This is a genomic window from Prosthecobacter sp. (assembly GCF_029946185.1).
Classification (GTDB): Bacteria; Verrucomicrobiota; Verrucomicrobiia; order Verrucomicrobiales; family Verrucomicrobiaceae; genus Prosthecobacter.
The window spans coordinates 1-16,211 of the sequence record NZ_JAQSEA010000257.1; the positions used below are offsets into that span (position 1 = coordinate 1).

Here is a 16,211-nt window from a genome sequence, read left to right on the forward strand (position 1 = left end):
CAGCGCCACGCGCAGCAGCACCGTGGATGCGAACGACCAGCTTCTCTCCGCCGATGACTACCGCAATCTCGTCATCGCCTGGCGCAACGACGCTCCCGTGCGCATAATGGATGTGGCCGACGTCGTGGATGATGCGGAGAACGTACGCCTCGCCGCCTGGGCGGACGAACAGCCAGCCGTGGTGGTGAATGTGCAGCGCCAGCCCGGTGCCAACGTCATCGAAGTGGCGGACCGCATCAAAGAGCTGCTGCCAAAGCTGCGTGAAAACATTCCGCAGGCCGTGGACATCCAGCTTCTCACCGACCGCACCACCACGATCCGTGCCTCCGTCAAAGATGTGCAGCATGAGCTGCTGCTCGCCATGGGCCTCGTCGTCGCGGTCATCTTTGTCTTCCTCCGCAGCCTGCGTGCGACCCTGATCCCGGCGGTCGCCGTGCCGCTCTCACTCGTGGGCACCTTTGCCGTCATGTGGCTGTGTGATTTCAGCCTGAACAATCTCACGCTCATGGCACTGACCATCGCGACCGGTTTCGTCGTGGATGACGCCATTGTGATGATTGAAAACATCGCGCGCTACATTGAAAAGGGTGAGGCCCCCATGGCGGCGGCGCTGAAAGGCGCGCGGCAGATCGGCTTCACCATCATCTCGCTCACCTTGTCACTGATTGCCGTGCTGATTCCGCTGCTGTTCATGCAGGACGTCGTCGGGCGGTTGTTTCGTGAGTTCGCCATCACGCTGGCCATCGCCATCGTGATCTCAGCCGTCGTCTCGCTCACCCTCACGCCGATGATGTGCGCGCGCCTTCTGAAGCATGGTGAAGAGGGACCCATCGCCAAGATGGTGGCGCGTGGGTTTGATGCGATCATCCATTACTACGGGCGGGTGCTGCGCGTTGTACTCAATCATGGCGCGACGATGATGCTGATCTTCGTCGCCACGCTCGTTGCGACCGGTCTGCTGTATCAAAGCGTGGACAAGGGTTTTTTCCCCGTGCAGGACACCGGGATCATTCAAGGCTTTGTCGAAGCGCCGCAGAATGTGTCCTTCTCCGCGCTGGGGCTTCGGCAGCAGGAGCTGGCGCGGCTGGTGCTGGAAGACAGCGCCGTGAAAAGTGTCTCCTCATTCATCGGTGTGGACGGCGTGAACACCACGCCCAACAGCGGCCGCATGCTGATCAACCTCGTGCCACGAGGCGAGCGCACGGCCACTGCCGCACAGGTCGTCCGGCGGCTCCAGGACAAGGCCAACCTCCTGCCGGGCGCGCAGTTGTATCTGCAACCGGTGCAGGATTTGAACATCGAGGACCGCATCAGCCGCACGCAGTTTCAATTCACGCTGCAATCGCCGGACATCAATGCCTTGCAGGACTGGACGCATCGCCTGGTCGATGAGCTGCGTAAATCACCGCTGCTGGCGGATGTCGCGGACGATCAGTTGGACAAAGGTTTGCAGGCGCGCGTCGTCATCGACCGTGAAACGGCCAGCCGCCTCGGCGTGACCATCGCCGCCGTGGATGCCGCGCTCTACAATGCCTTTGGTCAGCGCCTCGTTTCCACGATCTTCACCCAAAGCGGCCAGTACCGTGTCGTGCTGGAGCACGCGCCGGAGTTTCAGTCAGGGCTTTCCGCCTTTGATCAGGTGTACGTACCAGCCACTGGCGGGCAGCAGGTTCTGCTGAATACGTTTGCCAAAATTGTCGAAGAACCTGCCGTCCTCGCCATTGCACATCAGGATCAGTTTCCCGCCGCGACGATCTCCTTCAATCTGGTGCACGGCGCTTCGCTCGGTGCCGCCGTGATTGAAATTGAGCGGATCAAAGAGGAGATCGGCATGCCCGAAAACATTGAGACTGCCTTTGCGGGGACCGCGCTCGCGTTTCAAGGCGCGCTGAGCAATCAACTGCTGCTCATTCTTGCCGCCGTCGTCGTCATGTACCTCGTGCTCGGCATCCTGTATGAGAGCTTCATCCATCCGCTGACGATTCTCTCGACGCTGCCCTCCGCTGCGGTGGGTGCGCTGCTCGCGCTGAAAATGACTGGCACCGAACTCGGCGTCATGGCCATCATCGGCATCGTGCTGCTGATCGGTATCGTCAAAAAGAACGCCATCATGATGATCGACTTTGCGATCGAGGCCGAACGTGAGGAGGGCCTGTCACCGCGTGAGGCGATCTTTCAGGCCTGCCTGCTGCGCTTCCGCCCGATCCTGATGACCACCCTCGCCGCCCTGCTCGGTGCGCTGCCGCTCATGATTGGCACCGGGGAAGGGTCTGAGATGCGCCACCCGCTGGGCCTCACCATGGTGGGCGGGCTGCTGGTCAGCCAGTTGCTCACGCTCTTCACCACCCCGGTGATCTATTTGATCTTTGACCGCTTTATACCATCACGGCGGGAAGAAAGTGTGATCGTCAGCCCAGCTATCGCATGAGCTTTACCGACACCTTCATCGACCGTCCCGTTGCGACCACTCTCGCAACGCTGGCGGTCGCGTTGTCGGGTGTGCTGGCGTACATGAGCCTGCCGGTTTCACCGCTGCCACAGGTGGACATGCCTTCGATTTCCGTTTCGGCATCGCTGCCGGGTGCCAGTCCTGAGACCATGGCGGCCACCGTGGCGACGCCGCTGGAGCGCACGCTCGGCCGCATTGCAGGCATCAATGAAATGACCTCGTCCTCCTCGCTGGGGAGCACAAGCATCAGCCTGCAGTTTGACATGAGCCGGGACGTGGACAGCGCGGCGCGTGATGTGCAGGCGGCCATCAATGCCGCGCGCAGCCTGCTGCCCACCGGGATGCCGGGCAACCCCACCTACCGCAAGATGAACAGTGCGGACTCGCCGATCATGATCATGGCGATGACCTCGGATGTTGCGACCTCCGGGCAGATGTATGATGTCGCCTCGACGGTGGTGGCGCAGAAGATTTCGCAGATTGATGGCGTCGGTAATGTCAGCCTCGGCGGCAGTTCGCTGCCCGCCGTGCGTGCGAGCATGAACATGGCTGCGCTGTCGCGGACCAATCTGACCATGGAAGATGTGCGGGCTGCCATCACCGGAGCCAACGTCAACCGTCCCAAGGGCATGGTGGAAGATGCGGACCGCCGCTGGCAGGTGGTGGCAAGTGATCAGCTCTCCAAGGCGGACGAGTATCAAGACATCGTCGTGAGTTATAAAAATGGTGCCGCCGTGATGCTCTCAGACCTCGGCGAGGTGTCGGATTCGGTGCAGGATCTCTATAACTATGGCAGCAACAACGGCAAGGTTTCGATCTCTTTCATCGTCTTCCGGCAGGCCGGGGCGAATATCATCGAGGTGGTGGACAAGATCAAAGCGATGATGCCACGGCTGCGTGCGATGATGCCGGCCTCCATGAACCTGAACATCACCATGGAGCGCACCGTCACCATCCGCGCCTCCATTGCGGATGTGCAGCATTCGCTGCTCATCGCCACCATGCTGGTCGTGCTGGTGGTGTTTGCTTTTTTGCGCAGGGTGCGCGCCACTTTGATCCCCGGTGTGGCGGTGCCGGTGTCTCTGATCGGCACGTTTTCCGTCATGTACCTCTGCGGTTACAGCCTGGACAATCTCTCGCTGATGGCCCTGACAATCAGCACGGGCTTCGTCGTTGACGACGCCGTCGTGGTTTTGGAAAACATCACCCGCCATGTCGAGGCTGGCGTGCCCGTCATGGAGGCTGCGCGCCGGGGCGCACGCGAGGTGACGTTCACCGTCATTTCCATGAGCGTCTCGCTGATCGCCGTCTTTATTCCCATCCTGCTCATGGGCGGCCTCATGGGCTTGTTGTTCCGCGAGTTTGCCGTGGTGCTCTCGGTCGCGATTGCCGTGTCGCTCGTCGTCTCCCTGACGACCACGCCCATGATGTGCGCCCGATTGCTGAGCGCGGACAAGCCAGACTACAAGCCGGGCTTTTTTGCGCGCTGCTCAGATGGCATGTTTCATTGGGTGCAGTCCTTTTATGCCGACACGCTGCACATCGCCCTGCGCCACCATTGGCTGACACTGACCGCGCTGGTCGGCGTGGTGGGGCTGACGGGATGGCTCTATGTGACCATTCCGAAAGGCTTTTTTCCGCAGCAGGACAACGGGCTGCTCATTGGCAGCATCAGCGCGGATCAAAATATTTCGTTTCAGGCCATGCGGGAGAAGGTCATTACCATCGCCGAGATCGTGCAGAACGACCCCGCCGTGCTCAATGTGAGCGCCAGTTGTGGCTCGGACTCCCGCCGGGGCCAGTCAAAGAACGAAGGCCGCGTTTACGCCTCGCTCAAGCCTGTCAGCGAGCGTGATCCCATCGACGTGATCCTGGCGCGCTTCCGTGGCAAGCTCTCCAAAATCGCGGGGGCCAATCTGCTGCTGATGCCCTCGCAGGACTTGCGCATCGGCGGGCGCTCCAGCCGTGCCTTGTATCAGTACACGCTCCAGGCCGGGGATGTGGAGACGCTGCGCCGTCTGGAGCCGCGTGTGCGCCTCGCGCTTCTGGGCCTCAAGGAAATCTCGGACGTGAACAGCGACTTCGAAGACAAGGGCACCGTGACGCGCCTCGTCGTGGACCGCGATGCCTGCGCACGCATCGGCGTGCCGATGCAGGCGGTGGACGCTGCATTGTACAGCTCCTTTGGCCAGCGCATGGTCTCCACCATCTACGAGCCGCTGAACCAGTACCGCGTCATTTTGGAAGCCTCGAAAAGCGATGATGCCAGTGTGTTTGAGCAGGTGATGGTACGTGCTGCCTCCGGCAATCTGGTGCCGCTGACCCAACTGGCGAGCTGGGAGGTCGCGCCTGCCTCGTTGTCCATCAGCCATCAGGGGCAGTTTGCAGCGCTGACCTTTTCCTTCAACATTCCCACCGGCGTCGCCTTTGCCGATGCGACTGAGGCGATCACGCAGACGGTGGACAAGCTCGGCATCCCGGGAGATGTGCAGCGCGTGTTCGCGGGCACGGCGGGCGCGTTCCAGGCCTCGCTCGACAGCCAGCCGGTACTCATCCTCACCGCCCTGCTCGTCATCTACCTCGTGCTCGGCATTTTGTATGAGAGCTTCCTGCATCCGCTGACCATTCTCTCCACGCTGCCTTCCGCCGGAGCCGGGGCGATGCTGGCGCTGTATGTCTGCGGCATGGATTTCACTGTCATGGCGATGATCGGCATCTTCCTGCTCATCGGCATCGTGAAAAAGAACGCCATCATGATGATCGACTTTGCGCTGCAATCGGAGCGCGAGCGTGGGCTCGATTCGTTTCAGGCCATCTTTGAAGCCTGCCAGTTGCGCCTGCGCCCCATTTTGATGACGACCTGCGCCGCGATTCTGGGCGCATTGCCGCTGGCTCTTGGCACGGGCGTGGGTTCCGAACTGCGCCGGCCTCTTGGCATTGCCGTCGTGGGCGGGCTCCTTGTCAGTCAGGTGCTCACGCTTTATACCACGCCGGTGGTGTATCTTTTCCTCGATGGTCTGCGATTGCGTTTCTTGAAAAAGCATCCTCCCTCTCCCCGCATGGCCGCCGCTCCTGTTCCAGTCACTCTATGAACCGTCTTTTTTTCAGCATGCTCATGCTTGCCGCAGCCGGCTGCAGTTTCAGTCCGAAGAAGCAGGCTCCGGTGATGAATCTGCCAGCAAACTTCAAGGAGAGCGGCGGCTGGAAAATCGCGCAGCCCGCCGATCATCTGCCGCGTGGCAACTGGTGGGCCATCTTTCATGACAGGGAGCTGGACGCCATTATGCAAAGCCTGGAGGTGTCCAATCAGTCGCTGCAGTCTGCCGTCGCGAGGGCGGAGCAGACCTCGGCTCTGCTCACGGCTGCGAAGCTGGCGTTTCTCCCGACCGCCACTGCCACCAGCGGCTACACCGTCAACAAGAGCGGTTCGCTTGGTGGCTCGGCAAACACCAACTCGATCAACGCTCGAGGTGCCGGAGGTGGGGTGACTCGAATTCAATCCGTGGGCACCTCGGCCAACTGGGAGCTGGATCTGTGGGGACGCCTGCGGCATACCGCCAAGGCCACCAAAGCGGACGTCGAGGCGGTGATGGCGGATGTAGAGTCCACCCGGCTCACTTTGCAAACACAGGCGGCGCAGAGCTACTTTTCGCTGCGTGCTGCGGATGCACAAAGGCTCTTGCTGGAACGCCAGGTGGCCAGCTACGCCAAGTCGATGCAGCTCACGGAAAACCGTAAAGCGCAGGGGGTGGCTTCTGAGGCGGATGTCGCCCTCGCAGCGACGCAGCTCGCGACTTCGCGTGTTGCCTTGATCGAAACCGGCGTGGTGAGAGCGACGATGGAACATGCACTTGCGGTACTGACGGGACGTGCCCCTGCGGATTTTGGTGTGAAGCCAGCTACACTCACCTCGCACATCCCCACGCTGCCGGCCACGGCCCCCTCGACGCTGCTCCAGCGCCGTCCCGACATCGCTGCTGGTGAGCGGCGTGTGGCAGCTGCCAATGAGCGTATCGGGGCCGCCATCGCTGCCTTTTTTCCCACCCTATCCATGGGGGGCGCCACCGGCTGGCGTGCATTGGCAAACCTGTTTGCACAGAGCAGTAATTTCTGGTCGTTTGGTCCTGACGCCAGCTTTGCGCTTTTAGACAGCGGTCAACGGCTGGCAGCGAAGGCACAGGCTGACGCTTCCTGGAGGCAGGCCGTGGCGGACTACCGGCAGGCCGTGCTGACAGCCATGCAGGAGTCTGAAGATGCGCTGTCCACACTGCGGATTTTGGCGGCCGAAACTGAAGCCCAGAATGAAGCGGTGCGTGCGGCGCGGGAGAGTGAGCGCATCACCAGCAATCAGTATGAGGCAGGTACCTTGAATTATATCAACGTCATCACCGCCCAGGCCGCCGCCCTGAATGCCGAGCGCAGTGCCATCGACCTCCGCGCGCGACGTCTGAACGCTACAGTGGCCCTGATCAAAGCGCTGGGTGGTGGTTGGTAAGCTCGTTGTTTTGTGACGACGGCAGGTCCGCAAACCTGGGTGATTTTTGGATTCAAATTCACGGCTCCAGGGGTGAATCCATGACGAATGAATGTCGAGGCTTGAAACGCCGGTGCGGATCGTTATGAGAAGCGCATGGAACTCATCAACAACACTCCCAATGTGCCGGCTGCGGTCGGTCCTTATTCGCAAGCGGTGAAGCAGGGCGGCCTGCTCTTTTGCTCAGGCCAGATTCCCATCGATCCTACGGCGGGAAAAATCGTGGCGAGTGATGTGGAGGGCCAGACGACTCAGGTGCTGGCCAACATTCGTGCTTTGCTGGATGCGCAGGGGCTGACGCTGAGCTCCGTCATCAAGGCGACGGTGTTTCTGCAAAACATGGCCGACTTTCCCAAGGTCAATCCGTTGTATGAGGCGGCATTTGCCGGTCACAAGCCTGCGCGTTCGACGGTGGCCGTAGCAGGACTACCGCTGGGTGCGCTGGTGGAGATTGAAGTGATTGCAGCGTTGTCTTAAGGCGCTGGGCAAAACAGGGTCAAAGGTCAAAGGGGTCAAGAGGTGCCGCGCAGCAGCACCAGCCGTGTCCAATTCACCATGCTAACTTCATTGAGTACACGGCACCCTTTGTGGAGAAAGAGCTTCTTATGGGGTGCCTAGATCCAGTACACAGCGGAAGCCCAAATCTGCGCGGGTGACATTCTTGAGGGCATGTGAACGGGCGGAGGTAAGCAGGGCATCTTTATCAAAACTCAGCCAGCTACCACCACGGATGACGCGCTCCTCCGGCGCACCGGGCCACGGATCTGCGCACCATTCAGACACATTGCCGCCCATTTCATACAGGCCCAAGGCGTTCCCTCGCGCACTGTCCACCGGCGCGGTGTAGGAGTAGTTGTCCGTCGTGCCGGGGATTTTGGTCGCATCCAGATTGGCTGAAAGTGCCGGTGGCTTCCAGTCATCCGCTTTAGGTGTCCAAGGGTAGTGTGTCTTGTCAGTGAGGCTCCGTGCGGAAGGATCGGCACCCGTTTCATTTTTCAATCCGGCAGCCAGGCTCCATTCGGTATCGCTCGGGAGACGGTAGGCGGCGGTGGCTGGGATGAGCTTGCTGGTGCGATCGCGCTCGGTCAGCCAAGCGCAGAAGGCCATGGCATCCTCCCAAGACACGCCTGCGGCGGGATGATTTCCCCCCAGCAGGAAGGAGGGTTTCTGGCTCCAGGTGCGGCCGGTGTCGTTCAGCCAGGTTTCGAAATCACGCACGCTGGTCTCCGTGACGCAGATGAGTGGGCCACTTTTCTCCTGCAAGGGGACAAAGCGCATGCCCAGCGCATTGATGTAGGAGCTGCCATCCGCCACCGCCGGTTTCAGGCTGGCAGGGTCGGGCAGGCCGTCATCATCGCCCTTGCCCTGCATCTTTTTACGCAGCGCCTCCACCGCTGTGGCGTCCACCTTGCGATTATCAAGCATCGTCTTCATGCGTCCCTCCAGTTCCTGCTTTTTCTCTGCATCGGAAGCTGCCAGCAGGCTCGCGGTGCGGCGTTTGTCATCAAACACACAACGAAAACCAATGGTGGGCGCACGCAGATCCGCTGGTACGGTGTATTGATAGCCCGAGGTGAGGCACTCTGCGCGGAAATAGGCCCAAGAGCCGCCGCGTAGAATGCCCATCGGCTGCGCCCGGATCTCCACTGGCTGGGTCCATTCCCACACATTGCCCGCGAGATCATGCAATCCCTCCTTGGTGGGGGTGAAACTGCCCACCGGTGCGGTGAAGGCGTAGCCGTCGTTGGCGTGGCCGGGGATCTCGCCATCGGCAAGATTGGCGGCCTTTGCGGGCGGCGGCCATTCCTGCCCCCAGGGATAGATGTGGTCGTCCAAAAGAATGTCTTCAGCGGAGAGACTGACCTTTTTGCGACCACGGGCCAGGCCGACGGCTGAGTCCCATTCTTCCGGCGTCGGCAGACGGTAGCTCTGGGAGCTGTCGATCAGGCGCTGGTCGCGCTCAGTTTCGGTGAGCCAGTTGCAGAAGGCCACGGCATCCTGCAGGTTTAAGCCGACCACCGGATGTTCCGGCGATTGCTCAAAGTGCGTCTGGTAGGACCACGGATACTTTTTCTGCCGAAGAAACTCATTCCATTCAGAGAGCCGTGTCTCATAGATGGCAAACTGCACCGTGGTGCCGGGAACAGTCGCAAAACGCATGCCCAGGCTGCTCACCTGCGGCGCATTCGGATTGGTGCCTTGAGGTTGGGGTGTTTGTCCCTGGGCGTCAGTACACGCGGCGATGCAGAGGACAATGGCAGTCAAGAGGAAGGGGGCGCGGCGCATGGAGTTTGGTAATTCAAAAAAGGCCGGGTTCATCCAAAAACTGACTGGGGGTGACGCGGCAATGTTCATTTTTGCCGGAGAAAAACGTACGCTGCCACCACCGCTTGGTGTCAAACTGTTAACATACGGAAGAACTTTATTCTTTGCGCTGGGTATCAGCATGGTACAGTCCCTTCCCATTTTGAAAAATGCCGATCCGATTCCGGCTAAAAATCCAGGCCGCTGCTTGAGCGACCTTTGGCGGCAGCTTGGCCGCGTCTTATTTACTGCATGATCGTTCTCGGCCTCAATGCTTATCACGGCGACTCGGCTGCCGCACTTGTTAAAGATGGCAAGCTGGTGGCCGCCGCTGAAGAAGAACGATTTCGGCGCATCAAGCACTGGTCTGGTCTGCCGACTGAGGCCATGAAGTGGTGCCTTGCAGATGCGGGGATCCAACTTGGTGATGTCGATCACATCGCCATCAATCGCAATCCCAAGGTCAACAACCTGCGCCGGGCACTATACGTCCTGCGCAAGCGCCCCAGCCTGGGTTTGATCTTCAAACGCCTGCGCAACATCAAGCGCGCGGGCAGTTTCGAAGACGAAGTCCAGGCCGCATTTCCCGGCGATAGGCTGAGTGCACAGATCCACCGAGTGGAGCACCACCTCGCGCACCTTGCTTCCGCATTCCTCGTTTCAGATTTCGACGAAGCCGTGTGTCTTTCGGTGGATGGCTTTGGCGACTTTGCCAGTTCCGCCTGGGGGATGGGGAAGGGGAATGACATTCAGATCGACGGCCGCATCTATTTTCCCCACTCGCTGGGCATCTTTTACTCCGTCATCACCCAGTTCATTGGCTTTCCCTACTTTGGCGATGAGTACAAGGTCATGGGTCTCGCCCCGTATGGCGAACCCAAATACCTCAAAGAAATGCGCGAACTGGTGCAGGTGCAGAGTGACGGCACCTTCAGGCTGAACTTGAAATATTTCCGCCATCACACCGATGACGTTCATTACACTTGGGACAACTGCTGCCCCGAAGTCGGCACGCTCTATAAACGTGCCCCCATGGAAGCGCTCTTCGGACCGCAGCGCGAAAAAGGCGCGGCCCTGGAACAAAAGCACCGTGACATCGCGCGCAGTGCACAAGCCATGTATGAGGAGGCCTTTTTCGCCATGCTGCAGACGCTGCATGCGCGCTATCGCTGCGACAGCCTGGCCCTCTCGGGCGGCTGCGCCATGAACTCCGTGGCCAATGGCAAGGTGTACCTCAACTCACCCTTCAAACGCATGTACCTCCCCGCCTCCGCCGGCGATGCGGGTGGTGCCATCGGAGCCGCTTTTGTCGTTGCTCTTCAAGGTTTCGCTGGCGCTGCAGCCAGTTCATCCCGGTTTGTGATGGACCACGCCTACTTAGGCCCGCAGACCAACGATGCCGAGATCAAAACCCTGCTCGATACGCGCCACGCCGACATTGTGGCTGAACATTGCACCGTGCGCCGTCTTGATGACGAGGCTGAGCTTTGCCGCCTCACAGCCACAGCCATCACCGAAGGCAAAGTCATCGGCTGGTTCCAAGGCCGCATGGAGTGGGGCCCACGTGCTCTGGGCAACCGCTCCATCCTCGGCGACCCACGGCGTGCGGACATGAAAGACATCCTGAATCTGAAGATCAAACGGCGCGAATCCTTCCGCCCCTTTGCGCCTAGCATTTTGCGTGAGCATGTCAGCGAATGGTTTGAGCAAGACGACGACGTCCCCTTCATGATGGAAGTCTTCCAGGTGCGTGAAGACAAGCGTGCGCAAATCCCTGCCACCACGCATGTCGATGGTTCCGGCCGCTTGCAAACCGTGCATCAAGAGACCAATCCACGCTACCACCGTCTCATTGAAAACTATCGCCAGATCACCGGTGTGCCCATGGTGCTGAATACCAGTTTCAACGAAAACGAGCCCGTCGTCTGCACCCCGCAGGAGGCCCTCGACTGCTTTCTGCGCACGAAGATGGATGTGCTGGTGCTCAATGACTGGATGATTGTGCGATGAGGCTGAATGACGAAGGCGCAGCAGACCTCTTTCCCACCATGAAAGGTATCATTCTCGCAGGAGGTTCGGGCTCGCGTCTTTATCCTCTCACACAGGTGGCGTCCAAGCAGCTTCAACCTGTCTATGACAAGCCCATGGTGTACTACCCGCTTACGGTGCTCATCGCCTCGGGTATTCGTGATTTTTGCCTCATCTCCACACCCCAAGATCTGCCACGCTTTCAGCACTTGCTTGGAAACGGCTCACAGTGGGGCATCTCCGTTGAATACCGCGCACAGACCAAGCCCGAAGGCATCGCGCAAGCATTCCTCATCGCGGCACCCTTCATCGGCCCGGATCCCGTGACCCTGATCCTCGGCGATAACATTTTCTTTGGCGGAGATGCCTTGCCGCGCGCCTTTGCTGAATTTAAATCCGGCGCCACCATCTTTGCCTACCACGTCAATGACCCTGAACGCTATGGCGTGGTGGAGTTCGACGCTGAAGGTCATGCTGTTTCACTCGAAGAAAAGCCGGCTCACCCGCGTAGCAACTACGCTGTGCCCGGTGTCTATATCTACGACAATGAAGTCGTCGGTATCGCCCGTAGCTTGCAGCCCTCGACCCGCGGTGAACTCGAAATCACCGATGTGAACAAAGAGTACCTGCGCCGTGGTGCCTTGCGTGTTCAGCGCCTCAGCCGCGGCACCGCCTGGCTGGATGCCGGTACGAGTAGCAGCCTGCACGAAGCATCCGCCTATGTGCAGACCATCGAAAAGCGACAGGGCATGAAGCTCGGCTGCCCAGAGGAGGCCGCTTTGCGTCGAGGTTTTCTTTCTCTCGACGACTTTGAAAAACTTGTGACCGGACTGCCCCAGTGCGAATACCGTGACTACCTGTCCGACGTCGCTGCTGAAGTGAAGCGTGTCGGCCTTAAAAGCGCCTGAACAACTATATGATTCCCCATCCCGTACTGACCCACCGCTATGCACAGCCCGAAGAACGACAGGGTTACGTCAAAGAACTCTTCGATCAAGGCGCCAAGCATTACGATCCCATTGTCGGCTGGGGATTCTTCGGCACCGGGAATCTCTACCGCAAGAGTGCGCAGAGCCGCCATGGCCTACGACCTGGCATGCAGCACCTCGACGTTGCCTGTGGCACAGGCCTCGTGGCCGTAGCCGCCAGCCAGGTGCTCGGTGGCGACAGCACGATCACTTGCGTGGAACCCAGTGACGGCATGCTGGCCGTCGCAAAAGAAAAGCTGCCAAACGCACGCTTCATCCAGAGCCGTGCGGAGAGCATGCCGCTCGAAGACAACACCTACGACTTTCTCACCGTGGGCTACGCGTTGCGTCACTTTGCCGATCTTGAGGCCACGTTCCGTGAATTTCACCGCGTGCTCAAGCCTGGCGGTCGCGTCCTCATCATGGAGGCCACACGTCCCAAGGGCAGGATCGGCTCCGCGCTCTTCAAGCTCTACTTCGGCATTGTGTATCCGTTCTTCGCTCGGTTGCTTACCCGCAGTTCAAAGGCCGAGGAGATGATGGTATATTTTTGGGAGACCATGGATGCCTGCGTGCGTCCGGAGGCAGTCGTCGACGCCCTCAAGAGTGCCGGTTTCCAAGAAGCCCGGCGCATCGCCTGCATGGGTGTCTTCAGCGAATACGCTGCCGTCAAAGCATGATGAACCTCCTCATCACAGGTGGCGCCGGCTTCATCGGTTCCAATCTCATCCGTCACGTCATTGACCGACCAGAGATCGCGAAGCTAGTCAATCTCGACTGCCTCAGTTATGCAGGTCATCTCGAAAATCTCGACGGCATTCACGCCGTTCACCCGAGCTACTTTTTTGAGCAGGTCGATCTCCGTGACAGAGAGGAAGTCCAGCGTGTCATTCGCCAGCATGACATTACGCACGTCATGCATCTTGCCGCCGAATCACACGTTGACCGGAGCATCACAGGGCCAGGCGACTTCATCACCACCAATATCAACGGCACCTTTCACCTCCTCGAAGCCTGCCGTGCTCATTGGTCCGATCCAGCAACGAGCATTCAGGATCGAGCGCCTAGATTTCTGCACATCTCCACCGACGAAGTCTTTGGCTCCCTTGGCCCTCACGATCCCGCCTTTACCGAGGCCGCTCCTTGTGCGCCGAACTCGCCCTACTCCGCCAGCAAAGCGGCAAGCGACATGCTTGTGCGCAGTTACCACCACACCTACGCCCTGCCTGCCGTCATCACACGCTGCTCGAACAACTACGGCCCGTATCAGTTTCCTGAGAAACTCATTCCGGTAGTCATTCAGAGCGTCCTCGCCTGCCGGCCCGTTCCCGTCTATGGCGACGGTTTAAACGTACGCGACTGGCTTTATGTGGGGGATCACTGCGAAGCACTGTGGGCAGTCCTTACCAGCGGTAAAATCGGGGAGACCTACAATATCGGTGGCCGGAACGAACTGGCGAACGTGCATCTCGTACAGATGATCTGCGATCTCATTGACGAACTGAAGCCCGAGCGTGGGGGACATTCACGCAGCCTAGTCACCTTTGTTCCAGACCGCCCTGGCCATGATCGCCGCTACGCCATGGATGCGACGAAAATCAGTGCCGAACTTGGCTGGAACCCCGCCCACACCTTGGAAGCTGGACTGCGTGAAACTGTTGCTTGGTACCTTCAGCATCAGGACTGGGTGAAATCAATCGTCCGTGGTTAAAGGCATGTGGAATTCGATTTTCAATGAACCGACTCGTCAGTCTGCTGCGCCATCCGCGGCCGCTTCGTTTTTTGATCGCACAGGTATTCTGGCGCACCGGCTGGGGGCATCGGATCACGTTTCCTTTGCGCGCCTTTCGACTCCATCTGCACCCGGCCAACCTCGCCTGGCAGCTTTGGGTGGACCGGCATCAGCGGGATGCCGATTTGGATATCATCCGTTCCCTACTCAAGCCGGGAGATACCATGATTGACGTCGGAGCCAACATCGGATTTACCGCCATGGAAGGGGCTCATGCCGTTGGCAGGCAGGGCGTGGTTCATGCCATCGAGCCACATCCCTTCATTCATCGTTGTCTGGAGGAAAATCTCAGCCTCAACATGCTCAGCCCGCCGCAGGTGCAGCGCTACGCAGTCGCCGTTGCCGACGCACTTGGAGAAACTGGGGCGCAGTTCACCGATGACCGTCGTGATGACATGAATTTCATGATCCCCAAAGGTGCGGTGCAGCACTCAGGCATGAGCAATAAAAGCATCACAGTGCCTGTCACCACCCTGGATGTGTTGTTTCCAGACTTGCTTCATTGCGATCTCTTGAAGATCGATGTTGAGGGTGCGGAACTCGCGGTGCTGCGTGGCGCCAGCAGCCTGCTCAAGAAAACCCGGCGGATTTTGATTGAAGCGGGAGACCCGAACTCGGTCCGTTACGGCTTCACTGCCGGCGATTTGCTGGCGCATTTGGAATCCGCCGGATTCGAAGTGCGCTCCATGGATCAAGGGAAGGGGAATAATGCACCCGTTCAACTTGAAGACTATCGCAGGCATGTCGGAAACTGGCTGGCCTTCCGTAGTTAGTCCGAAACTTACGGCCGAAAGTGAATCTTATAAACCTGCATCGTGACAACGAAGATGATTCTGACATGGGGCCGATGAATCACAGTTGGATGCCCATGACTCAGCACCGATCATGGCCTGCCATTTTTTTGAGGGTTAAGCTCTGGATCTTTCAGCCAGCTCTCAAACGCCCCCTGGGTCACCAGCGGCGGCTCCGCCCAGTAAGAATGGATGCGCAAAGCCTTACCGGCGGCGTTCAAATGCCAATCAATGGGACGATGAAACGGTGGGCGCGCAAAACGGCTGGCCAGCACACGCTCCGCGCATTCTGGATGAATCAGATATGCCTCCGTGCAGCGGGAGCAGCCACCGCCGCCCCACAGCAGCCCGCGTTTCGACCCCCGCCAATAGAGTCGCTTGCTGGCACGGCGCAGCCACCACGGCACATGCAGATCGCAGCCCAGCCCCACAAAGCACAGATCCCACTTTTGGGGCAGTTCCGTGAGGCAGGCTGCCAGAGTGGGCAGAAAGCCGGGGCGGATCAGTACATCATCCTCCAAGATCAGGTGCCAGGCATGCGGCTCAGCCACCACCGCGTGGTAAACCGCGAGGTGTTTTAAGATTAGTGAGACCGAACCTGCTTCGATCACCTTTGGGTCTCCCCACTCGCCGCGCTCATAAGCACCCCCCGCCAGCACCTCTTCGCGATCATGCGCCGTCACCCAGTTGATAGGAAAGTTGTCCAGCCCGTGCTCCCGCAGCAAACGTTCCATGTGCGGACGGCGCTCGGTCAGGCGAGTGTAGTGAATCACATGCACCCGCAGATTGTCCGGGCTTAGGGGCAGGGATTGGGATTGCGTCACATCATTGGCCACCCGGTACTCCTGCCACAGTTACACTGGGATGAAAATCCGAAAACGCGACTTGTTACATCATTGGCCGCATTCTCGTTCAGGATCACTTCCGACATGCTGAAATGCCTGCGCAACAAAAACAGTTGCCTGCTCTGCCGTGTGGGCAGGCGGCTGATAGGGAAATCGTGTTCCTAACCTTTCCACCATCGACTGCTCTATTTGAACGCATGAAAAACAAATTCAATCCTTGGCTGATGGCAATCTTGGGTGTCGCCCTGTTGCTGCGAATCATCTATTGGTCTGAGGTTCTTCTCGGTAGAGATACGATTGGCTACGCCATCGGTGGCCTTGGCACTTGGTGCGCTCATTCTCCAGGCTACTTTGGTTATTGCTTCAGCGGCTGGCTGGTCAATCAGGTGGTCGCCAACATCAATGACAGCCTTGTGCTGATCAATGTCGTCACTTCGTTGTTGGGCATCTTTTTCTGTCATCGGCTCGCGGAGTCGTTCGGCTTGTCACAGCGGAACGCT

13 protein-coding genes are annotated in these 16,211 nt (G+C 59.2%); 11 read left to right on the plus strand and 2 right to left on the minus strand.

The features are described from left to right. The 4 genes from PSV43_RS21265 to PSV43_RS21280 all read left to right on the plus strand — a co-directional run. On the plus strand, positions 1 to 2,428 hold a 2,428-nt coding region (locus PSV43_RS21265; RefSeq protein ID WP_300202397.1), incomplete at its 5' end, for an efflux RND transporter permease subunit. Beyond that, the gene (locus PSV43_RS21270; RefSeq protein WP_300202400.1) at positions 2,425 to 5,541 is read left to right on the plus strand and encodes an efflux RND transporter permease subunit; all 3,117 of its coding nucleotides are present in this window, start codon (positions 2,425 to 2,427) and stop codon (positions 5,539 to 5,541) included. The genes PSV43_RS21265 and PSV43_RS21270, both read left to right, overlap by 4 nt. Further along, positions 5,538 to 6,944, plus strand: coding sequence for an efflux transporter outer membrane subunit (locus PSV43_RS21275; RefSeq protein ID WP_300202403.1), 1,407 nt, complete (start codon positions 5,538 to 5,540; stop codon positions 6,942 to 6,944). Before PSV43_RS21270 ends, PSV43_RS21275 begins: the two co-directional genes overlap by 4 nt. A gap of 135 nt (positions 6,945 to 7,079) precedes the next feature. Further along, on the plus strand, positions 7,080 to 7,460 hold the full coding sequence (locus tag PSV43_RS21280; RefSeq protein ID WP_300202406.1) for a Rid family detoxifying hydrolase: 381 nt from the start codon (positions 7,080 to 7,082) through the stop codon (positions 7,458 to 7,460). A gap of 126 nt (positions 7,461 to 7,586) precedes the next feature. Here PSV43_RS21280 and PSV43_RS21285 read toward each other — a convergent pair whose 3' ends face one another. After that, positions 7,587 to 9,269, minus strand: coding sequence for an SUMF1/EgtB/PvdO family nonheme iron enzyme (locus PSV43_RS21285; RefSeq protein ID WP_300202409.1), 1,683 nt, complete (start codon positions 9,267 to 9,269; stop codon positions 7,587 to 7,589). Between PSV43_RS21285 and PSV43_RS21290 the strand changes: the two genes are divergently transcribed. The 6 genes from PSV43_RS21290 to PSV43_RS21315 are packed head-to-tail and all read left to right on the plus strand — an operon-like array spanning position 9,268 to position 14,848. Then, positions 9,268 to 9,543 carry a hypothetical protein gene (locus PSV43_RS21290; protein WP_300202412.1) on the plus strand — a complete coding sequence of 92 codons (276 nt, stop codon included), beginning with the start codon at positions 9,268 to 9,270 and terminating at the stop codon, positions 9,541 to 9,543. The two genes, PSV43_RS21285 and PSV43_RS21290, sit on opposite strands and share 2 nt — an antisense overlap. Continuing rightward, entirely contained in the window at positions 9,540 to 11,297 is a 1,758-nt protein-coding gene (locus tag PSV43_RS21295) for a carbamoyltransferase C-terminal domain-containing protein (protein WP_300202415.1), read from the plus strand. Before PSV43_RS21290 ends, PSV43_RS21295 begins: the two co-directional genes overlap by 4 nt. A 38-nt stretch (positions 11,298 to 11,335) precedes the next feature. Next, a complete protein-coding gene (rfbA, locus tag PSV43_RS21300; protein ID WP_300202418.1) occupies positions 11,336 to 12,223 on the plus strand; it encodes a glucose-1-phosphate thymidylyltransferase RfbA in 888 nt (295 codons plus the stop codon). 8 nt (positions 12,224 to 12,231) lie between these two features. Continuing rightward, positions 12,232 to 12,963: a class I SAM-dependent methyltransferase gene (locus tag PSV43_RS21305; RefSeq protein WP_300202421.1), complete on the plus strand. Its 732-nt coding sequence runs from the start codon at positions 12,232 to 12,234 to the stop codon at positions 12,961 to 12,963. Then, positions 12,960 to 13,994 (plus strand): dTDP-glucose 4,6-dehydratase, encoded by a 1,035-nt coding sequence (rfbB, locus tag PSV43_RS21310; RefSeq protein WP_300202424.1) that lies wholly within the window; start codon positions 12,960 to 12,962, stop codon positions 13,992 to 13,994. The genes PSV43_RS21305 and rfbB overlap by 4 nt, the downstream gene beginning before the upstream one ends. Before the next feature lie 23 nt (positions 13,995 to 14,017). Beyond that, the gene (locus tag PSV43_RS21315) at positions 14,018 to 14,848 is read left to right on the plus strand and encodes an FkbM family methyltransferase (protein ID WP_300202427.1); all 831 of its coding nucleotides are present in this window, start codon (positions 14,018 to 14,020) and stop codon (positions 14,846 to 14,848) included. Positions 14,849 to 14,958: 110 nt separating this feature from the next. On the opposite strand, the gene PSV43_RS21320 is transcribed toward PSV43_RS21315, so the two are convergent. Next, positions 14,959 to 15,690, minus strand: a complete 732-nt coding sequence (locus PSV43_RS21320) for a glycosyltransferase family 25 protein (RefSeq protein ID WP_300202429.1) — start codon at positions 15,688 to 15,690, stop codon at positions 14,959 to 14,961. A gap of 113 nt (positions 15,691 to 15,803) precedes the next feature. Here PSV43_RS21320 and PSV43_RS21325 point away from each other — a divergent pair. Continuing rightward, the coding region (locus PSV43_RS21325) for a hypothetical protein (protein ID WP_300202431.1) at positions 15,804 to 16,211 on the plus strand (408 nt) is incomplete at its 3' end.